The 18,641-nt window shown below is 50.2% G+C and carries 16 protein-coding genes; 12 read left to right on the forward strand and 4 right to left on the reverse strand.

Going from position 1 to position 18,641, the window contains the following annotated elements; translation table 11 throughout:
* Nucleotides 1-100 precede the first annotated feature (100 nt).
* Genes R2083_RS01585 through R2083_RS01595 form a run of 3 tightly spaced genes read right to left on the reverse strand, consistent with a single transcriptional unit; the run spans nt 101 to nt 2,776 of the window.
* Nucleotides 101-559: a DUF494 domain-containing protein gene (locus R2083_RS01585; protein WP_317529802.1), complete on the reverse strand. Its 459-nt coding sequence runs from the start codon at nt 557-559 to the stop codon at nt 101-103.
* A 55-nt stretch (nt 560-614) separates the two neighbouring features.
* The gene (dprA, locus tag R2083_RS01590; RefSeq protein WP_317529803.1) at nt 615-1,721 is read right to left on the reverse strand and encodes a DNA-processing protein DprA; all 1,107 of its coding nucleotides are present in this window, start codon (nt 1,719-1,721) and stop codon (nt 615-617) included.
* A 17-nt stretch (nt 1,722-1,738) separates the two neighbouring features.
* Nucleotides 1,739-2,776, reverse strand: a complete 1,038-nt coding sequence (locus tag R2083_RS01595; protein WP_411172371.1) for a LysM peptidoglycan-binding domain-containing protein — start codon at nt 2,774-2,776, stop codon at nt 1,739-1,741.
* A gap of 96 nt (nt 2,777-2,872) precedes the next feature.
* Between R2083_RS01595 and def the strand changes: the two genes are divergently transcribed.
* The 12 genes from def to R2083_RS01655 all read left to right on the forward strand — a co-directional run bounded on the left by def (nt 2,873) and on the right by R2083_RS01655 (nt 18,126).
* On the forward strand, nt 2,873-3,376 hold the full coding sequence (gene def / locus R2083_RS01600) for a peptide deformylase (protein WP_317529805.1): 504 nt from the start codon (nt 2,873-2,875) through the stop codon (nt 3,374-3,376).
* Between the two features lie 121 nt (nt 3,377-3,497).
* On the forward strand, nt 3,498-4,457 hold the full coding sequence (gene fmt, locus R2083_RS01605; RefSeq protein ID WP_317529806.1) for a methionyl-tRNA formyltransferase: 960 nt from the start codon (nt 3,498-3,500) through the stop codon (nt 4,455-4,457).
* Complete coding sequence (rsmB, locus tag R2083_RS01610; protein ID WP_317537287.1) at nt 4,450-5,727, forward strand: 16S rRNA (cytosine(967)-C(5))-methyltransferase RsmB; 1,278 nt, start codon at nt 4,450-4,452, stop codon at nt 5,725-5,727. The genes fmt and rsmB overlap by 8 nt, the downstream gene beginning before the upstream one ends.
* A 70-nt stretch (nt 5,728-5,797) precedes the next feature.
* Complete coding sequence (locus R2083_RS01615) at nt 5,798-6,334, forward strand: DUF4390 domain-containing protein (RefSeq protein WP_317537288.1); 537 nt, start codon at nt 5,798-5,800, stop codon at nt 6,332-6,334.
* Entirely contained in the window at nt 6,334-8,511 is a 2,178-nt protein-coding gene (locus R2083_RS01620; protein ID WP_317537289.1) for an ATP-binding protein, read from the forward strand. The genes R2083_RS01615 and R2083_RS01620 overlap by 1 nt, the downstream gene beginning before the upstream one ends.
* Before the next feature lie 145 nt (nt 8,512-8,656).
* Nucleotides 8,657-9,919 (forward strand): sigma-54 dependent transcriptional regulator, encoded by a 1,263-nt coding sequence (locus R2083_RS01625; RefSeq protein ID WP_317529810.1) that lies wholly within the window; start codon nt 8,657-8,659, stop codon nt 9,917-9,919.
* Nucleotides 9,920-10,107: 188 nt separating this feature from the next.
* Nucleotides 10,108-12,123 carry a transketolase gene (gene tkt, locus R2083_RS01630; protein ID WP_317529811.1) on the forward strand — a complete coding sequence of 672 codons (2,016 nt, stop codon included), beginning with the start codon at nt 10,108-10,110 and terminating at the stop codon, nt 12,121-12,123.
* An 80-nt stretch (nt 12,124-12,203) separates the two neighbouring features.
* Nucleotides 12,204-13,202, forward strand: a complete 999-nt coding sequence (gap, locus tag R2083_RS01635; protein WP_317537290.1) for a type I glyceraldehyde-3-phosphate dehydrogenase — start codon at nt 12,204-12,206, stop codon at nt 13,200-13,202.
* A gap of 133 nt (nt 13,203-13,335) precedes the next feature.
* Nucleotides 13,336-14,514, forward strand: coding sequence for a phosphoglycerate kinase (locus R2083_RS01640; protein ID WP_317537291.1), 1,179 nt, complete (start codon nt 13,336-13,338; stop codon nt 14,512-14,514).
* Between the two features lie 15 nt (nt 14,515-14,529).
* Complete coding sequence (gene pyk, locus R2083_RS01645; RefSeq protein WP_132427299.1) at nt 14,530-15,981, forward strand: pyruvate kinase; 1,452 nt, start codon at nt 14,530-14,532, stop codon at nt 15,979-15,981.
* Nucleotides 15,982-16,109: 128 nt separating this feature from the next.
* A complete protein-coding gene (gene fba, locus R2083_RS01650; RefSeq protein WP_108699500.1) occupies nt 16,110-17,174 on the forward strand; it encodes a class II fructose-bisphosphate aldolase in 1,065 nt (354 codons plus the stop codon).
* A 268-nt stretch (nt 17,175-17,442) separates the two neighbouring features.
* Entirely contained in the window at nt 17,443-18,126 is a 684-nt protein-coding gene (locus R2083_RS01655) for a GIY-YIG nuclease family protein (protein ID WP_317537292.1), read from the forward strand.
* 83 nt (nt 18,127-18,209) lie between these two features.
* On the opposite strand, the gene R2083_RS01660 is transcribed toward R2083_RS01655, so the two are convergent.
* Nucleotides 18,210-18,482, reverse strand: coding sequence for an oxidative damage protection protein (locus tag R2083_RS01660; protein ID WP_090317520.1), 273 nt, complete (start codon nt 18,480-18,482; stop codon nt 18,210-18,212).
* Nucleotides 18,483-18,641: the final 159 nt, after the last annotated feature.

The following is an 18,641-nucleotide window of genomic DNA, read 5'->3' on the forward strand; positions in this document are numbered from 1 at the left end:
TCAGGGTTGCAAACATGGTCAGAATTTAATGAGTGTATTGGAGGTATTCACTCCGGCAGCCATTGCGTTAGATGCGGCTTAATATGAAATGGATTTTTTCTTAGTGCCGGTAATGCGAATCGCTGACAATCAGCAATTTCTCAAGAACAGCATCATCAGTCAGCTGATTTTGAATCCAAAGTTCGGTTAAAACAATCAGTTTGATTTTTTCCAAACTGGAGGAATTTTCATCCATGGCTAATACACGGTCGATTAACAATTCCCGTTGTAACGGGTTAATGATGCGAGCTTGCTCCAGGAAGAAAATAAATCCCCGCCCTTCGGTGTCGATTCTTTCCATTTCATAGTCGGTATAGCAGCGGAAAGAGTCGTTTTCGGCGAAGCTGGCAGGATAACTGCCAATATCATGGCGTTCGAGTTCCGAGAGCCAATTCAAGGTCTCATGAATATCCTCGTCGGCGAATCCGGCCATAGTCAGTTTGCGCGTCAATGTCGCAGAATCCGGATAGCTGCCCGAGTCAAAGAAATTTTCAAATAAATAAACGAGTATGTCGAACATAATTGTGTCTAAAAAAGCGAGTATGTTTACAGATCAGTGCTTCCGGTTAATGCCATCACATCGATTGAATCCGCTGGTAACATCCTCCCGGCAAACTGCTGATCTGACCGTCAAGCTCGAGCGTTAATAGCATGGCTGATACAACCTCAGCCGTCAAGCCACTGCGCGAACAGAGCGTATCAATATCAACGACATCATAACCTAGGTGTTTGAGTAATACCGTGTTTTCAGCTGGCTTTGCGGCAGAAAATTCTTTCACTGTAACGCTATTCTCATGCCGGGTTAAGGGTAAATGATTCAATTCATCCAGAATATCCTGGGTATTTTCAACCAATTTGGCGCCTTGTTTAATCAATGCATGGCAGCCTTTTGACAGGGGTGAATGTATCGAACCCGGGATTGCCATGACTTCACGCCCTTGCTCCAATGCTTGCCGGGCTGTAATCAATGACCCGCTTTGTAATGCTGCTTCCACTACCAGACAGCCGTGACTCATACCGCTGATGATACGATTTCTGCGCGGAAAATTCCTGCCGATGGCAGGGGTACCCAGCGGAAATTCGGAGATTAATGCACCTTCTTTGGCCAGCTTGTGCGCGAGTGGATGATTCTTTGCCGGATAAACGATATCCAAGCCAGTGCCGACAACGGCAATGCTGGAGGCTAAGCCGCGCAAGCCGCCCTGGTGCGCGGCGGTATCGATGCCTAGCGCCATGCCGCTGATGATGCATAATCCGGCGTTGCTGGCGGCTTCAGAAAAAGCTTCCGCATTCGATAAGCCCTGCGGTGTGGCGTTGCGGCTGCCGACCACGGCCAGCGCCTGGTGTTGCAGCAGCTCCCGCCGGCCTTTGAAATACAGTAGCGGGGGCGGGGCGTCAATATTGAGTAACTGCGCCGGGTAATCGGAATCGGCCAAAGTGATGACCGCGTTGACAGGGTCCTCCAGCCAGCGGAACACGGCGGCGATTTTGTGTTGCTCGGCACCTTGCGAGATGCGCTGCGCGACGGTTTTTTTTACGATGCGCTCCAATGCGCTCATATGCGCGGACAGGATGGCTGCAGGACTGCCAAAAGCGATCAGAAGTCTGCGGATGGACTCGCCACCCAGGCCGTCGATCAGATTAAGACTTAGCCATGCTTCAAGATCCGGTGCATGTTTCATGACGATACGAATTAATTTCAGGGTGTTTTGACAGCGTCCAATACTTTGATGGATTGTGTGCTTTGTACCACCAGTGCGTAGGCTATTTTCTCAAAGACGCGGAAAACGAATACCAATCCGGTTCTTTCATCAGGTAATTGCACCATTTGCCCTTTGAGCGACTTGGCTTGACTTCTCCGGTAGATAGCCAGAACATGCCCCATTTCCAGGCCATCCAACCCACCTTTGTTGAGTGTGACAATATCGCCTCGGCCGATCTCGGAGACGCCGCCATACACCGAAATAATTCTGCCATTGAGCGAAAAATCCGGTGCATGCGGAGCGTAGTTATTGAAGATAGTATCGGGCGCCGGAACTAAACGATCGCCTTTCAGGATTTCTTCCGAAGCGTGCGTGATGATGACCGTGCTGACATCCGAGAAAGCATTCACTTTGGCATTGCCCAGGTAGGTTGCTTCAAAACCGAGAACAGCGCCTTTTTGATCGGGGTCCTTCAGTGCTTTGCCAGGACGGAAAACTTGCCATGCCGAACCTTTATCTTTAGGCAGTTCGCTGACATAAGCGATATTGCCTGTGCTCAAAGCTACCCGGCCCTCGCTTGAGCCTAATATATACGGTGCATTGTCGAGGCCGTCTTTTTCGATGACGAGCGGCTGGCTCAGGAAAGGTTCGATTGCCGCTGCCGGGATGCTAGGAATTGCCGCAGTGCCGGATTGTTCCGTACGGATTTTCGGTGATAATTTAACGGTTCTTACACCGTATTCATCGTCCTCCGAAAGGCGTAAGCGGACTCCATGCAGTGTTTTCTCCAGTATGACAACATCGCCGGGGTAAATCTTGTGCGGATTCTTTACCTGCGCGCGATTGAGTCCCCAGATTTCCGGCCAGCGCCAAGGATCTTTCAAAAACCGGGAAGCAATTCCCCATAGCGTATCGCCCGGCACGACCACATGATGATCGGGCGTGTCACTACGCAATTCGATCTCTTGAGCCTTTATTGACGTGACGGAAAGCAGGCCCAGAAATAAAATCATAGTTATAATAAGCTTTCGCATGGATGATCTCACAGGCAGTGATAACGCATACAGAATGATTGGTTAATGATACGGTCTAAATGCGAAATTGGGTTTGTTAAACTACACATTTTTTTCATGGCTATTCTAAAAATACTACAATATCCGGATGAAAGGCTACATACTGTAGCGATTCCCGTAGCACAAGTCACGGATGAAATCCGTTCGCTGATAAAAGATATGACTGAAACGATGTACGCTGCGCCCGGTATCGGGTTGGCCGCTACTCAAGTGGATGTGCACGAGCGCATTATTGTGATCGATACATCGGAAACTCGCGATGAATTGCTCGTATTGATCAATCCGGAAATTATCGCCAGTAACGGCCTATCGGACTATGAGGAAGGTTGCTTGTCAGTACCCGGCATCTATGGGAAAGTGCGGCGCGCCGAATCTGTGACTGTGAAAGCGCTGAATGCGCAAGGCGAATCCTTTGTTCTGGATGCCGATGGATTATTGGCAGTATGTATTCAACACGAGATGGATCACTTGGCGGGAAAAGTGTTTGTGGAATACTGGTCAAAGCTCAAGCAAACGCGCACGTTGGCTAAATTAAAGAAAAAACAGCGCAGCACCATGTAGCGGGTGCATGTTGGCATAAAATAAAGCTGTGCGCTGCATCCGGATCTTCTGAATCACTAATCCGATTCATTGGTACGATTGAATCCCGTCACCCCAATTAACAAGTAATCGATGCGCTAGCATGAAAATCATATTTGCTGGAACCCCTGTCTTTGCCGCGACGGCGCTGGATGCGCTGATTCACGCAGGGTATGAGATTGTCATGGTGTTGACCCAGCCGGACCGCCCTGCGGGCAGAGGAATGAAAGCTGCCGCCAGCGCCGTTAAATTGCTGGCCGAACAACATCATCTGGCATTATTGCAACCCTTGACCCTGAAAACTGATGGCATACAACAGCAATTGCAGGCACTGCACGCGGATGTGATGGTTGTGGCGGCGTATGGATTGATTTTGCCGCAGGCGGTACTCGATATTCCCCGTCTGGGATGCTTGAATATTCATGCTTCGCTATTGCCGCGCTGGCGGGGTGCCGCGCCGATTCAACGCGCCATTCTGGCGGGTGATCGCGAGACCGGTATCACCATCATGCAGATGGATGCCGGATTGGATACGGGTGATATTTTGTTAATGCACAATGTGGAGATTACGCCGGACGATACTACGCAATCGCTGCACGATAAATTAAGTGTGTGCGGCGCGCGAAGCATCGTTGAGGCGCTGACGCTGCTGCCTCAGGAAAAACTGGCTCCCGTGCTGCAAGACGAGACGCAAGCCTGCTACGCCGCCAAGATAACCAAAGCCGAAGCGGAAATTGATTGGCGGCACAGCGCGCAGCAGCTAGACCGGATGGTGCGGACATTTAATCCCAATCCCGGCGCCTATGCGCATTTCCGGGATATGGCGCTGAAGATCTGGCAAGCTGAAGCGCTAGACGGAAATGCAGGAAAGCCGGGAGAAATTGTTGCGGTGGATCGTTCCGGTATCACGGTTGCCTGCGGTTCGGGTTTGTTACGGATAGCCATGGTGCAGAAACCTGGCGGCAAGAAAATGAGCGCGGCGGATTTTCTGGCTGGCAACCCGATAGAACCTGGCGAGTGTTTTATGACTGCGCATCATCCTGCTGCTGCATCGCATGATTAAGGCGCAGCTGGCGGCAGCTTCCGCAATCGGTAAAGTGTTGACGGGATCAAGCCTGACCGGCGTGCTGCAGGATGTCTGGCGCGCCGATCCCATGTTATCGAAACAACAAAAGGGCGCCATTCAGGATTTAAGTTATGGCGTCCTGCGTTTTTACGGCCAATTACAGGCGATTCTCGCGTTGTTACTGAAAAAACCGTTACGCGATAAAAGTTTGCAGCAGTTGCTGCTCGTGAGCTTGTATCAATTGCAGTACAGTAAAGCATCTCCGCACACAGTGGTGGATCAAGCCGTATCTGCATCGCGCGCCTTGGCGCATGGTCAAGGAATGCAAGGGTTGGTGAATGCCGTTTTGCGCAATTTTATCCGCCAACGTGAGCGCTTGTTGCAGCAAGCGGCCGCCCATGAGGACGGACTTTACTCGTATCCGCAGTGGTGGATTGACAAGTTGCGGCAGCAATATCCGGAAAAATTTCACACAATACTGCAAGCCGGCAACAAACGTCCTCCAATGACGTTACGGGTGAATCAACGCAAAATTAGCGTGGCCGCTTATCGTGATTTATTGACGGAAAAAGCGATGCAAACGGAATTACTCTGGTCCGGCGCGTTGCAACTGAGTCAGCCGGTCGCGGTGGAGCATCTGCCCGGTTTCAGCGCCGGGCTGGTGACTGTGCAAGATGCCGGAGCGCAGCTTGCCGCGCCATTCCTGGATGTGCATGATGGCATGCGGGTATTGGATGCGTGCGCGGCCCCGGGAGGGAAAAGCACGCATGTGCTGGAATTGGCCGATGTGGCATTGACGATACTGGATAATGAAGCAGCAAGATTGACTCAGGTGCAACAGAATTTGCAGCGCCTGCATATGACGGCAGAAAAGATGGTGTGCGGCGATGCATCGGATCCCGATGCCTGGTGGGATGGCCGCTTCTATGACCGTATTCTGGCGGATGTGCCTTGTTCGGCATCCGGAGTGGTTTGCCGGCATCCGGATATTAAATGGTTGCGGCGTGAAAGCGATCTGATCAAATTTGCAGAAATTCAACAAGCAATTTTGCATGCCTTGTGGAAAATTTTGAGCAAGGGTGGTAAGTTGCTGTATGTGACTTGCTCAGTGTTTGCTGAAGAAAATACCATGCAGATTGAAAAATTTCTTAACCATCACCCCGATGCAAGTTTATTACCGCTTTCCGCAGCGGCAATGGTGGATGGACAACTGTTACCTGATATTCGACATGATGGCTTCTTCTATAACTTACTGCAAAAAGCCTGATCCGCAAGTGCGCCGAATAAAGCTACCCTTCCTTAATCTTTTATTTTTGCTACTGATTTTGTTATCGGCAATGTCCGTTGTGAAGGCGGAAGGTATCCAGATAAAATCCGTCAGTCTGGCGGCGACCGAGCAAGGCTATACCATCAGCATGGATTCCGAGATTACGCTGAACGAGACGTTGGAACAGACGCTTGAGAAAGGTATCGTGCTGTATTTCGTCACCAAATTCGGCTTGCTGGATACGCGCTGGTATAAGCTCAATGAAGAGGTGGCGCGAAGTAAGTTCGTGGTCGGTCTGCGCTATTATGCGCTAACACGGCAATATCACCTCAACCATCCGGTGTTTTCACAAAGTTATTCTTCATTAAAGGAAGCATTGCAGGCATTGGGGCGGATACACGATCTTCCGTTGACGGTTAAAACTGAATTAAAGCCAGACGCCGATTATGTGGCGTCGCTGCGAATCTGGCTCGATCTGACGCGGATGCCAAAACCGTTCCAAGTTGAAACATTGGGTTCCAGTCAGTGGAATTTGAGTTCGGATAAACTGGAATGGCACATGAAGCTGCCCACACCCGGGGAACCGGTACAGATTAAAGGTCATTGATGAAATACGTGCTCATTGTGGGTGCCGGTGTAGGGGCTGTGATGCTCTTTCTGCTGGCGACCGCGGGCGCCAATACCGAGTTTTTTGAACGGAAGTACCGCTTATTGCTAGGCATCAATATCGCCTTTGTGATCTTTCTCATGGCGATCTTGGGATTTTTGCTGTGGCGGTTCAGACGCCGCCTCAAATCGGGTGTTTTCGGATCTAGGCTGGCGTTACGGTTGATGCTGGTTTTTTCCATGATGGCGACACTTCCCGGTGCTTTGGTGTATGCCGTGTCCGTTCAGTTTCTTGAGAAGAGTATCGAATCCTGGTTTGACGTGAAAGTGGATCGCGCCCTGGAAGGCGGCTTGAACCTGGGACATACCATGCTGGATAATCTGCTGGAAGAATTGCAGCGTAAAGCGCAGGCGACGGCGTTAATATTGTCCGATCCTGCAAATCCGCCTTTATTAGTGCTGAATGAATTACTGCTGCAATCGCAAGTGGAAGAAGCGACCTTGTTTAACCAGGATGGCAAAGTCATCGCTTTTTCCAGCGAGAGTAATCTGGCGTTATTTCCTGGGATGCCGAATGCCGTCGTCATGCGCTATATCCGGATGCAGAAAGCGTATGGCGCGATTGAGTCGATTACCGATAAGGGCTTGTATCTGCGCGTAGTCGCTCCGGTTAATGTGCTGAGTTTGAAAGAGGATATCCGGATGCTGCAATTGCTGCAGCCGGTTCCGCTGCAATTGGCAAAAGACGCCGAACGGGTCCAGGCCGGTTATCAGGATTACCAGGAGCTTTCTTTGTCGCGTCACGGATTGACCCGGCTGTATAGCGTTACCTTGACGCTGGCTTTGTTGTTATCGTTATTTTCAGCATTGGCGACGGCTTCTTTGCTCAGTGAGAAACTGAGCGCTCCGCTCGGCATGCTGGCGGAAGGCACGCGAGCGATTGCGCAGGGTGACTACAGCCGCAGGCACCTGGTGCAAAGTCGTGACGAATTGGGTGTGTTGACAGAGTCCTTCAATTTGATGACGCAACAATTGGAGGAAGCGCGCGCAGCGGCGCTGCATAATCAGCAGGCGGTCGAGAGCGCGCGTGCGCACTTGGAAAGTATCCTGGCGAATTTGTCATCGGGCGTGCTGGTATTCGACGATCAATTGGTATTATCCAAGGCCAATCGCAGTGCCGAGCAGATCCTGCAAATACCGCTGATCAGCTTGGACGGTTCGATTATCGAAGGCTGCGTGAGCAATGAACCGCAACTGGATACCTTGATTGCCGAGATCAGGGCGGGATTTAATTCCGGGGAAACCGGTGTTTGGCAGCGCCAATTGACGCGTTCGGAAGATGGCCGTAATCAGGTTTTATTGCTCAGAGGAACGCGCTTGCCCAAGATATCGGGCGGCGGCGGTGTGGTGGTTTTTGATGACATCACCAATCTATTGCAAGTGCAGCGCGCGGTTGCCTGGGGCGAGGTTGCACGCCGGCTGGCGCATGAAATTAAAAATCCGCTGACACCGATTCAACTATCCGCCGAGCGCGTGCAGCACAAATTAATCAATAAGCTCAATGAAGAAGACGCCAAGATACTGCGGCGTTCAACTGAAACCATTGTCAATCAGGTGGAAGCCCTGAAGCGGATGGTGAATGAATTTAATCAGTATGCGCGCGTACCGGAGATGCAATTGCACCAACTGGATTTTAACCGCCTGGTGCGCGAGGTATTGTCGCTTTACGAAACCGCGAATATGGCGGCTGAGAATAGCAAGCATGTGCAAATCCAGCAGCTATTGGCGGACGATTTGCCGCTGGTCAAGGGCGATTCGGCACAATTGCGCCAAGTGCTGCATAATTTGCTGCAAAATGCGCAAGACGCGCTGATCGATACGCCGCAACCTGTGATCGAGGTGAAAACCGAAAAAGTGCATGGCGGGGTGCAACTCAGTGTGCGTGATAACGGTTGCGGTTTTTCGGATGAGATCAGAGCCCGGGTTTTTGAGCCTTATGTCACCACCAAGGCCAAGGGAACCGGATTGGGATTGCCGATTGTGAAGAAAATTGTTGAAGAACATGAAGGGATTATCCATATCGAAAATATTAAACCGCAGGGCGCGCAAATTTCAATTATCCTGCCAGCGGTGGAGAAAAGCGCATCCACCAACGATAACCGGCTGGCGGTTCATTAGGGAACAACCGGTGATAACAGCAAAGATGAATAAAATCTTTCCTGGCAAGATATCCGTCAATCAAAAAACTTGGAATTCATAGATGACCGTGAAATTTGACAGTTGTGGCTAAGCTGATTAGATTTCAGTAGTGGAGAAACACTCAATGATAACGAACAATACAATACTGGTTGTTGATGACGAAATTGGCATCCGCGAGCTGCTGTCTGAAATTTTGCGGGATGAAGGATATCGCGTGGCGTTGGCCGAGAATGCCGAGCAAGCGAGGATCTGGCGCGCGCAGACGCGCCCCGATCTGGTGCTGCTGGATATCTGGATGCCCGATACGGATGGTATTACGCTCTTGAAAGAGTGGGCCAGCAATGGCTTGCTGACGATGCCGGTGATCATGATGTCCGGGCATGGCACGATTGATACGGCGGTGGAGGCAACCCGCATTGGCGCATTCGGTTATCTGGAAAAGCCGATACCGTTGCAGAAGTTGTTGAGCACGGTCAGCAAGGCTTTGCGCGGGGCGCAAAACAAGCAGCAATCAGCGCTGTCACTGGCCAGTCTGGGTAAAGGCGCTTTGATTCTTGATCTGAGAAAAAGGCTGGAACAAGTGGTGAACTTGAAAACACCCGTGTTGCTGATGGGTGAACCGGGCGCGGGTGCGGAAATTTGCGCGCGTTTTATGCATCGTCCGGGCACGCCATGGGTGGAACCCGAGACGTTGACGGGATTGGCTGAATCACCGTTGGATTTGCTGGAGCTTGCGCGTGACGGGCTGTTGTTTCTCAAGGATGTCGGCGAAATCAGTAAACTGGCGCAAAAAGGCTTGCTGTTATTGCTGAGTAAGCTGGAGAAGTATAACGTCCGGCTGGTTTGCGCCACATCGCAACCGTTGGCGGAGTTGACCGCGCAGGGTACTTACCATCCCAAGCTGTACGAAATATTGAGCAGTCTCAGTATCGGCATTCCGGCATTGCGGGCGCACCGGGAGGACATTCCCGAGCTGGCCGGTCAAATCTTGTCGCGTTTCGTTGAATCGGGAGAAGCTTCGTCCACGTTACAGTTCAGTACCGCAGCGTTAAATTGCCTGCGCAATTACGATTGGCCCGGCAACTTGACGCAGTTAACCGGTGTCGTGCATTCGCTGGCACTGACTTGCACGTCCGATGAGATTTCGGTCGAAGCTGTGCAGCAGGCGATGGTTTTCCCGGAATCGGCCTCGTCATCAGTTTCGCCGGAGATTCCACTCGATCTTTCCCTGCGCGAAGCGCGCGATTTGTTTGAAAAAACTTACTTCGAAAGATTAATCGACCAAGAAAATGGCAACATGACGCGAGTCGCGGAACGCGCTGGATTGGAGCGCACACACCTGTACCGCAAAATAAAATTATTGGGAATTAAATTGCGGGGGAACTGATTTTTTAAAGAAATTCCGCTGCTACCGGATTGGTTTTAGGCGCAAAAAATGAAGGTCTCTAGTTGTCCTATCCTCTATCTTAGGGGATAATATCGCATTAATTTATTTACCGATACGATGTGTTCCTATTCAATTAGCGCACAGTTCGATCTTTTTTATTCGTTTAAAATATTAGGGAGTTAGTGTTAATGGGGACATTCAAGGATTTTGACGCGCCGGTGTTTAAGGATTTAACCAGCGCAATACGTGCATTGGCGATGGATGCAGTGCAAAAAGCCAATTCCGGTCACCCCGGTATGCCGATGGGAATGGCGGAAATCGCTGAAGTGCTGTGGATTCATCATCTGCGTCATAATCCTGGTAATCCGGGGTGGGTTGATCGTGACCGGTTTATTCTTTCCAACGGGCATGGATCGATGCTGATTTATGCTTTATTGCATCTGACGGGTTACGATCTGCCGATGGAAGAGATTAAGAAATTCCGGCAATTTCATTCCAAGACACCCGGCCATCCGGAATATGGCTACACACCGGGTGTTGAAACCACAACCGGCCCATTAGGCCAAGGTATTACCAACGCCGTGGGCATGGCGCTGGCGGAAAAAATACTCGCCGCAGAATTTAACCGCCCGGGGTATAACATTGTCGATCACCATACCTACGTTTTCCTGGGCGATGGCTGTCTGATGGAAGGTATTTCGCACGAAGCTTGTTCCTTGGCGGGTACCTTAGGTTTAGGAAAACTGATTTGTTTCTACGATGATAACGGCATTTCCATCGATGGTCATGTGGAAGGCTGGTTTACCGATGACACGCCGAAACGGTTTGAATCCTATGGCTGGCACGTAGTGCCTAACGTCAACGGGCACGACCCGGTGGCCATAGAAGCCGCGATTGAAGCCGCTAAAAAAGTCAATGATAAGCCAACCATGATTTGCTGCAAAACGGTTATCGGATTGGGATCACCCAATATGGCCAATACCCACTCGGTACACGGCGCTGCATTGGGTGATGCGGAAATCGCCGCCGCTCGTCCGCACATCGGCTGGCATCATCCACCGTTTGAAATCCCGCAGGAGGTGTACAGCGCCTGGGACGCAAGAGCTAAAGGACAAGCACTGGAAACGGAATGGAATCAGAAATTTGCTGAATATGCGGAAAAATATCCTGCTGAAGCAGCCGAATTCAATCGCCGCACCGCTGGTGAGTTGCCTGCGAACTGGCGCAGTCATGTCGACGGTGTGATCAATCAAGTTAACGCAAAAGCGGAAACCATTGCTAGCCGTAAAGCTTCGCAAAATGCAATCGAAGGTTTGGCACCAGTTCTGCCCGAATTACTCGGCGGTTCTGCCGACTTGGCTGGCTCCAATCTGACCTTGTGGTCAGGCTCCAAAGGGATCAGCAAACAAAACGGCGGTAACTACGTGTACTACGGTGTGCGCGAATTTGGCATGAGCGCCATGATGAATGGCTTGTCGTTGCATGGCGGCTTGATTCCTTACGGTGCTACTTTCCTGATGTTCTCAGAATATGCGCGTAATGCATTGCGCATGGCCGCACTGATGAAGATTCGCAATATTTTCGTCTTTACGCATGATTCCATCGGTCTGGGTGAAGATGGTCCGACGCACCAGCCGGTAGAACAAACCGCAACCTTGCGTTTAATCCCTAACATGGATGTATGGCGTCCTTGCGACACGGTAGAGTCGACCGTGTCATGGGCGCGCGCCATCGAACGCAAAAACGGTCCGTCGACATTAATATTCAGCCGTCAGAATCTGCCATTCCAGAAGCGAGATGCCGCTACCATTCAGCTGATCGATAAAGGCGGTTATATATTATCCGAGGCCGGTAATGGCAAGCCACAAGCGATTTTGATTGCGACAGGCTCCGAAGTGGGGTTGGCCATGAGTGCGCAAAAAGCGCTGGCCGAAGAAGGCGTTCATGTGCGCGTAGTTTCCATGCCGTGCACGAATGTATTCGATCGCCAGGAACCATCCTATAAGGACAGTGTCTTGCTGAAGGGTGTTAAGCGCGTAGCGGTGGAAGCTGGCGTAACTGATTTCTGGCGTAAGTATGTTGGACTGGACGGCGCGGTAGTCGGCATGGACACTTTTGGTGAATCAGCGCCTGCGGATGTGTTATTTAAGCATTTTGGCTTTACCGTCGAGAACGTTGTTAAAACAGTCAAAGGCATTCTCTAATCCAATTTATGATTAAAGCAGCCGGATGATGAATTGCATTCATCCGGAAGCAACAAGTTTCTTATTCAAGGAGTTTTAGTATGACAATTAAGGTTGGTATTAATGGGTTTGGTCGTATCGGGCGTATGGTTTTCCGCTCAGCTTTGCAGAATTTTTCGGATATCGAAATCGTTGCCATCAACGATTTGCTAGAGCCGGATTATCTGGCTTATATGTTAAAGCATGACTCAGTGCATGGCCGCTTCCATGGTGATGTTTCCATCGAGGGTAATACCCTGGTGGTAAATGGTAAAAAAATCCGCTTGACCGCGGTTAAAGATCCGGCCGAGCTGAAATGGAATGAAGTCGGCGCGGAAGTTGTGGTTGAATCGACAGGTCTCTTTCTGACGAAAGAAACCTGTGAAAAACATTTAGCGGCCGGTGCCAAGAAAGTCATCATGTCTGCACCTTCCAAAGACGATACACCGATGTTTGTGTATGGCGTGAATGACAAATCCTACAAAGGCGAAAGCATCATTTCCAATGCTTCTTGCACGACCAACTGTCTGGCTCCGATCGCCAAAGTATTGAACGATAAATGGGGCATTAAGCGTGGTCTGATGACTACCGTGCATGCCGCAACCGCAACGCAAAAAACCGTCGATGGTCCATCCAATAAAGACTGGCGCGGTGGCCGCGGTATTCTGGAAAACATTATTCCTTCTTCAACCGGCGCTGCTAAAGCGGTCGGCGTTGTGATTCCGCAACTGAACAAGAAACTGACCGGTATGGCTTTCCGTGTTCCAACATCGGACGTGTCGGTAGTTGATTTGACGTGTGAGCTGGAAAAAGAAGCGACCTACGACGAAATTTGCAAAGCGATGAAAGAAGCTTCCGAAGGTTCCATGAAAGGCGTGCTCGGATATACCGATCAAAAAGTGGTATCCACCGACTTCCGCGGTGAAAGCTGCACCTCCATTTTCGACGCCGAAGCAGGTATGGCGTTGGATAAAAGCTTTGTCAAAGTGGTTGCGTGGTACGACAATGAATGGGGTTATTCCACCAAAGTACTGGAGATGGTGCGCACTGTCGCCAAGTAGTTTTGTATGCTCAGATAGGCAATCAAAATAGAGTGTCTTGATTGCTATCTGATTTAAATAGTTAATTTATTAAGACATAAAGGGTAGCGCTGCTATCCTTTATATTTTGTTAAAGACATTTCTGGAGCTTACTGTGTCCGTTATTAAACTAGTTGACCTTGACCTTAAAGGTAAACGTGTATTTATTCGCGCTGATCTGAATGTCCCTGTAAAAGATGGAAAAGTGACCTCGGATGCACGCATTACCGCCTCGATGGCGACCATTAATCACTGCATCAAACAAGGCGCGAAAGTGATGGTGACTTCGCACTTGGGCCGCCCTGAAGAAGGCGTGTGGACTGAAGAGAATTCTCTAAAACCGGTGGCTGATAATATTGCCAGCCGTTTGGGAAAACCAGTGCGTTTAATCAAGGACTGGGTTGATGGCGGATTTGATGTCGCGGCTGGAGAACTGGTCGTGCTGGAAAACTGCCGCATCAATAAAGGCGAAAAGAAAAATGTCGAGGAGACCGCGCAAAAATACGCAAAACTATGCGATGTTTTTGTCATGGACGCATTCGGCACCGCGCACCGCGCGGAAGCTTCAACCCACGGTATCGCTAAATATGCACCGGTGGCTTGCGCCGGTATCCTGCTGACAGAAGAACTGGATGCGCTGACCAAAGCGCTGTTGAGCCCAGCTCGTCCGATGGTGGCGATTGTCGGCGGCTCGAAAGTCTCAACCAAGCTGACTGTGCTGGAAGCATTGTCCGAGAAAGTGGATCAACTAGTGGTGGGCGGCGGGATTGCCAATACCTTCCTTAAAGCGACCGGCAAAAATGTTGGCAAATCGTTGTGTGAAGATGATTTGGTTCCAACAGCCAAAGCCTTGATGGATAAAATGGCGAAACGCAATGCCTCGATTCCGATTGCGGTCGACGTGGTGACCGGTAAAAAATTCGATGCCAATGAACCGGCGGTATTGAAAGATGCCGGTGCTGTGGCGGACGATGACATGATTTTTGATATCGGCCCGAAAAGTGCGCAAGAATTGGTGGACATCATCATGAAAGCCGGTACGGTGGTATGGAACGGCCCGGTCGGTGTGTTTGAGTTTGATCAATTTGGCGCCGGAACCGAAAAAATCGCGCGTGCAATTGCGGAAACGAAGGCTTTCACGTTAGCGGGCGGCGGTGATACCATTGCAGCTATTCAGAAGTATGATATTTACGACAAAGTTTCCTATATTTCAACCGCAGGCGGGGCATTCCTGGAGTTCCTGGAAGGTAAAAAACTCCCGGCGGTAGAAATATTGGAGACGCGTGCCAAATAATCAACCAGAAAAATCATGATCCGAAGAACAAAAATTGTAGCGACCCTGGGTCCCGCCTGTAACAATCCAAAAATCTTGGATCGTTTAATCCGGGCCGGTGTTGATGTTGTCCGGATCAATTTTTCGCACGGCACGCGCGAACAGCATATCGAATTCGCCGAGATGACACGGTCGCTGGCGCGGGCTGCGGGTCTTACAGTCGGTGTGCTGGCCGATCTGCAAGGGCCGAAAATACGCGTCGGCAGATTCGAGCACGGTAAGATCAGGCTCGAAGTCGGTGATCAGTTCATTCTGGATGCCAATTGTGAATTAGGCAATCAGGAAAGAGTCGGTCTGGATTATAAGGAATTGCCGAACGATCTGGAAACCGGCGCTACGCTGATGCTGGATGATGGCCGGATTGTACTCGGTGTATCGCATGTGAAAGGTCATCAGGTATTCTGCGTGGTCGAGCAGGGCGGCATACTGTCCAATAATAAAGGCATTAACCGTAAAGGTGGCGGACTCGGTGCGCCAGCGCTGACCAGCAAGGATCTGGAAGACATCAAAACAGCAGCCGAACTGGGCGCGGATTACTTAGCCGTATCGTTTGTCCGCTCTGGCGACGATATCCGCCAAGCGCGCGCATTGTTTCAAGAGGCAGGCGGCAGAGGTATGATCATGGCCAAGATCGAACGCTCCGAGGCTATTCTTGCTTTGGACGATATTCTCGAAGCCTCGGATGCCATTATGGTGGCGCGGGGTGATCTGGCGGTTGAAGTCGGCGATGCCGCCGTTCCGGCGCTGCAAAAAAGAATGATCCGCTCCGCGCGCGCCAACAATAAAACCGTGGTAACCGCCACGCAAATGATGGAATCGATGATTACCAATCCGATTCCAACACGGGCGGAAGTATCGGACGTGGCTAACGCGGTGCTGGATGGCACGGATGCAGTCATGCTGTCGGCGGAATCCGCCGCTGGGGAATATCCGGTGGAAGCGGTCGAAGCGATGGCCAGAGTTTGCCTGGAGGCGGAAAAGGAATATCTGGTCAACACCGACCGGCGGATGCAGAATATCAATCCGGCGACTATCGAAGAAGCCATTGCCCGCGCCACCATGTACACTGCCAGCGGCTTACAGATTCGCGCCATCGCCGCACTAACGCAAAGCGGCGTAACCGCGTTGCTGATGTCGCGCAGAAGCTCCAAAGTACCTATTTTTGCGTTGAGCCCCAACGAAGAAACGCGTAGAAGGGTCACGTTGTTCAGAGGTGTATATCCGGTGGAATTCGGCGCGGGATTGAACGATCCGGAAGAAATTCTGAATCTGGCCGAACAGGAATTACTCAATCGCGGTGTGGTGCGTAGCGGTGATATTATGGTGATGACGATCGGCGAACCGGTGGGTAAAACCGGTGGCACCAATACGATGAAGATTATCAGAGTCGGCGAATGGAAAACAAGACAAGGTATTGATGCGAAATAAGCTGTCTGCGGATGCGAATCCGGCATTGGCGCAGCGCGAATGGCAGTGGAAAGAATCAAAAGGTATTCATCAAGAATATGCTTATACTGGTATACAATTTTATTAAGATAATCAATAAGGAGATCTAGATGGCACTCGTATCATTAAGACAACTACTCGATCACGCAGCGGAAAACGGCTACGGTTTACCGGCTTTCAACGTCAACAACCTGGAACAGATCCAGGCGATCATGCAAGCCGCTGACGAATGTAACAGCCCGGTCATCATGCAAGGTTCCGCCGGTGCGAGAAAGTATGCCGGTGAAGCATTTTTACGTCATTTGATTGAAGCAGCTGTTGAATCTTATCCGCATATCCCGATTGTGATGCATCAGGATCATGGTGCTTCTCCTTCCGTTTGTGTCAATGCGATCCGTAGCGGTTTCTCAAGCGTCATGATGGACGGCTCGTTGCAAGCAGACGCCAAAACACCGTCTTCGTACGAATACAACGTTAATGTCACAGCCGATGTCGTTAATATCGCGCACTCCGTTGGCGTATCGGTAGAAGGCGAGCTGGGTTGCCTGGGATCTCTGGAATCCGGCATGGGTGAAGCCGAAGACGGTCACGGCGCGGAAGGCGTGTTATCGCACGATCAACTGTTGACCGATCCGGAAGAAGCCGCCGATTTTGTCCGTAAAACCGGTGTGGATGCACTGGCAATCGCTATCGGAACCTCGCATGGCGCGTACAAATTCACTCGCAAACCCACCGGCGATATCCTGGCGATCCAACGCATCAAGGAAATCCATGCACGTATCCCCAACACGCATTTGGTCATGCACGGCTCCAGCTCGGTACCGCAAGAATGGCTGGAAATCATCCGCCAATTCGGCGGCGACATCAAAGAAACCTACGGTGTTCCGGTCGAAGAAATTCAACAAGGGATCAAGTATGGCGTGCGTAAAGTCAACATCGACACGGATATCCGCTTAGCGATGACCGGCGCGATCCGCCGCAGCCTGGAAAAAGACAAAAGCAATTTCGACCCGCGCAAATTCCTGAAAGAAGCAACCGCAGCGGCCAAAGACATTTGTAAAGCGCGCTTTGAAGCCTTCGGCTGCGCCGGACAGGCTGGAAAAATCAAACCAATTTCTCTGGAAAGTATGGCGAACCGCTATGCTAAAGGCGAATTGAACGCGGTTATTAAGTAAGTCAAGTCTCAGAAGTATTCATATTTCCATGATTGATTGTGCGGTTTGCATCATCAATCATGGGATTCAGGTTAGAAAGCTATAGTAGTCTTTTCTTTCTTCACACGTGCCTAGCGCAACAATCAAAATATTCCTGGTTTACGGAGATCCTAAACGGCTTCGTACTGCGGAATTGTCGAACTGGACTGGAAAGGCTGTCGCCGGTCCCAGAAGTGAGTTTGAAGGGGTCTTTTCTCGCGAAGAATCGAGCGGTGCGGGAGTCTATTTTTTGACGGGCTCTGATCCTGAATCGGGAAAACCAGCAATCTATATCGGTGAAGCCGAGAGCATTCGTGATCGAATTAAAGCTCACTTGGAAAAAGATTTTTGGAATCAAATCATCTTTTTTATCAGTAAAGACGAGAACTTAACTAAGGCACACATCCGCTTTCTTGAAGGAAAGCTAATAGACCAGGCGCGCAAATCTGGGCGAGCCGTGGTTACAAACGGCCAAAGTAGCGGAGCTCGATTGCCTGAATCTGATCGAGAGGATATGGAAATATTTTTAGAAAAGATTAACCAATTATTGCCAGTTCTAGGGGTCGAGCTCCTCGTGCCAACAGCAGCAAAAGCCGTCACAGAATCCGAACAGAAGAAACTGTTCTGCGAGATTAAGGGGATTAAAGCAGAGGGTCATTTGGCACCCAATGGTTTTGTGGTACTTAAGGGTTCTCAAGCTATTTTGAACGATCGGGCTTCAGCTCAAAAGTGGCCATGGACAATGAATATGCGGCAGCGCTTAAAAGATGAAGGTGTATTAGAGATCAAAAACAATACATTGGTATTTACAAGAGATGCGGAGTTTACAAGCCCGAGTTCGGCAGCAGCGGTTATTCATGGCGGACATGCAAATGGACTCACCGCATGGAAAGATATAAGCGGGAAAACTCTTAAGGAAATAGAATCATTATAACCAGCCATTTCACACGGCGCTGTGCGATAAGGGTTTTTCTATGATTTCAATGTTATGTTTTAGGTATATGTCAAAAATTAAGATTAATTCTTAGGAGGCACATACCCTGCTGCCTGCTCCGCACCTTCCCCAAAAAAATGCGCTTCCATTTGTTCCGCCAGATATTTCCGTGCTTTGGCGTCTGAGAGATTTAAACGATTTTCGTTGACCAGCGTGGTTTGGTGTTTGATCCACTGGCTCCAGGCTTCCTTGGATACATTCTCAAAAATCCGCTTGCCCAGTTCGCCGGGGTAAGTTTGAAAATCCAGGCCTTCGGCTTCGCGGCCTAGTTTGATGCATTTCACCATTCTTGCCATTTCTTATCCTTGCTCCCAGTCAGTAAAAGCGTATTGGAAATTCTCTGAAAAAACTTGTTGCCGTGCGTTCCGAACATGTCAAAGGACATAACCAGAGTTTCCTTTTGAGGAAAGTCCGGCATTATGAAACGTTCGTTTCATTGAGTAAACAGCCGAAGC

This window comes from Nitrosomonas sp. Is35, from assembly GCF_033063295.1.
Taxonomy (GTDB): domain Bacteria; phylum Pseudomonadota; class Gammaproteobacteria; order Burkholderiales; family Nitrosomonadaceae; genus Nitrosomonas.

Excerpts from the sequence above, each read along its gene's own strand:
- tkt (WP_317529811.1), top strand. The coding sequence starts at position 10,108 with ATGGGGACATTCAAGGATTTTGACGCGCCGGTGTTTAAGGATTTAACC.
- R2083_RS01615 (WP_317537288.1), top strand. The coding sequence starts at position 5,798 with ATGTCCGTTGTGAAGGCGGAAGGTATCCAGATAAAATCCGTCAGTCTG.
- rsmB (WP_317537287.1), top strand. The coding sequence starts at position 4,450 with ATGATTAAGGCGCAGCTGGCGGCAGCTTCCGCAATCGGTAAAGTGTTG.
- fmt (WP_317529806.1), top strand. The coding sequence starts at position 3,498 with ATGAAAATCATATTTGCTGGAACCCCTGTCTTTGCCGCGACGGCGCTG.
- pyk (WP_132427299.1), top strand. The coding sequence starts at position 14,530 with ATGATCCGAAGAACAAAAATTGTAGCGACCCTGGGTCCCGCCTGTAAC.
- R2083_RS01620 (WP_317537289.1), top strand. The coding sequence starts at position 6,334 with ATGAAATACGTGCTCATTGTGGGTGCCGGTGTAGGGGCTGTGATGCTC.
- dprA (WP_317529803.1), bottom strand. The coding sequence starts at position 1,721 with ATGAAACATGCACCGGATCTTGAAGCATGGCTAAGTCTTAATCTGATC.
- def (WP_317529805.1), top strand. The coding sequence starts at position 2,873 with ATGGCTATTCTAAAAATACTACAATATCCGGATGAAAGGCTACATACT.
- R2083_RS01660 (WP_090317520.1), bottom strand. The coding sequence starts at position 18,482 with ATGGCAAGAATGGTGAAATGCATCAAACTAGGCCGCGAAGCCGAAGGC.
- fba (WP_108699500.1), top strand. The coding sequence starts at position 16,110 with ATGGCACTCGTATCATTAAGACAACTACTCGATCACGCAGCGGAAAAC.
- R2083_RS01585 (WP_317529802.1), bottom strand. The coding sequence starts at position 559 with ATGTTCGACATACTCGTTTATTTATTTGAAAATTTCTTTGACTCGGGC.
- R2083_RS01595 (WP_411172371.1), bottom strand. The coding sequence starts at position 2,776 with ATGCGAAAGCTTATTATAACTATGATTTTATTTCTGGGCCTGCTTTCC.
- gap (WP_317537290.1), top strand. The coding sequence starts at position 12,204 with ATGACAATTAAGGTTGGTATTAATGGGTTTGGTCGTATCGGGCGTATG.
- R2083_RS01625 (WP_317529810.1), top strand. The coding sequence starts at position 8,657 with ATGATAACGAACAATACAATACTGGTTGTTGATGACGAAATTGGCATC.